The sequence below is a fragment of the Celeribacter sp. ULVN23_4 genome, from assembly GCF_054788345.1.
In genome coordinates, this window is record NZ_JBTVYO010000023.1 from 1 (window position 1) to 1,236 (window position 1,236).

Sequence of the window (1,236 nt, forward strand, 5' to 3'; positions counted from 1 at the left end):
AGCCAGGTTTGTTTGTACTTCTCCTCTGCTTCGATTGGCGTGATGTAGCCAAGAGGTTCAAGCAGGCGCTCCTTGTTGAACCAATCGACCCATTGCAGGGTTTCCCATTCGACCTGATCTTTGAATTTCCACGGCCCCAGCCGGTTGATGACCTCGGTTTTGAACAGGCCGATGATAGTCTCGGCCAGCGCGTTCTGCGCATTCAAATGATCCCCCGGATCATTTGATCCGCTGCGCGGACCTGCTTGAACTCATAGCTGTCACCAACGCTGCCGACGGATGGTTCCAGTCCCGCGTCTGCCAGCCTTTCAGTGTATTTGATCGACACATATTGGCTGCCGCGATCAGAATGATGGATCAGCCTCTCAGAAGGTCTGCGCGCATGGATTGCCTGTTCGAGCGCATCCAGAACAAATTGTGTGTCTTGTGTTGTAGATGCCTTCCAACCAACGATCCGGTTGGCAAAGGTATCAATGACGAACGCGACATAGACGAAACCGCGCCACGTCGAGACGAACGTGAAGTCTGACACCCAAAGCTCGTTTGGCTGAGAGGCCCGGAACTGGCGATTGACCTTGTCCAGCGGGCATTGACCCGCAGGCTGACCATAGGTCGTCTTGATCTTCTTGCCACGCCTGACGCCTTGAATGCCGAGTTGCCGCATCAAGCGCTCAACCGTACAACGCGCGATATCAATCTTCTTGCGCTTCATTGCATGCCACAGCTTTCGTGCGCCGTAGACAGACCGGTTTCTCGTCCAGACGTCCTTCATCTCCTTGCGCAGATAGGCATCGCGCTTAGCACGCCCAGAAGCCCGGTCAGGATCATGCTCAATGGCCAAGCGCTCATAGAAAGTCGAAGGGGCGATTTGCAGAACGCGGCAGATCGGCTCGCCCCCATGCTCCCTACGAAAGTCTTTGATGAAGGCAATCATTTGCGAAACGGGCGGTCGAGCTCCGCCTGTGCAAAGTTGAACCCGTCACGCCACTGGTTCAAGTGGCAGGTGAAACGCAGACGCCTTTTTGAGGTTCTCATTGGCCTGGCGCAACTGTCGGTTCTCGCGCTCAAGTTCCTTGATGCGATCTCGCTCAGCCGTTGTCACGCCATCGCGTTTGCCGGTACCCGTTTCATGCTGCTTGATCCAGATGCGCAAGCTGTCCTTGCTGCCCCCAACTTTCTGAGAGATCGACAATATTGCCGCCGATCTGCTCGCGTATTCGCTCTCGTGATCCAAAA

At 55.2% G+C, this 1,236-nt stretch carries 1 pseudogene and 1 other annotated feature; the pseudogene reads right to left on the reverse strand.

The features are described from left to right. Positions 1-1,234: pseudogene (locus ACYBHZ_RS19305) on the reverse strand (IS3 family transposase); the annotation flags it as partial. Next, positions 860-976: a sequence feature (AL1L pseudoknot), on the reverse strand. (Overlaps the previous pseudogene by 117 nt.) Positions 1,235-1,236: the final 2 nt, after the last annotated feature.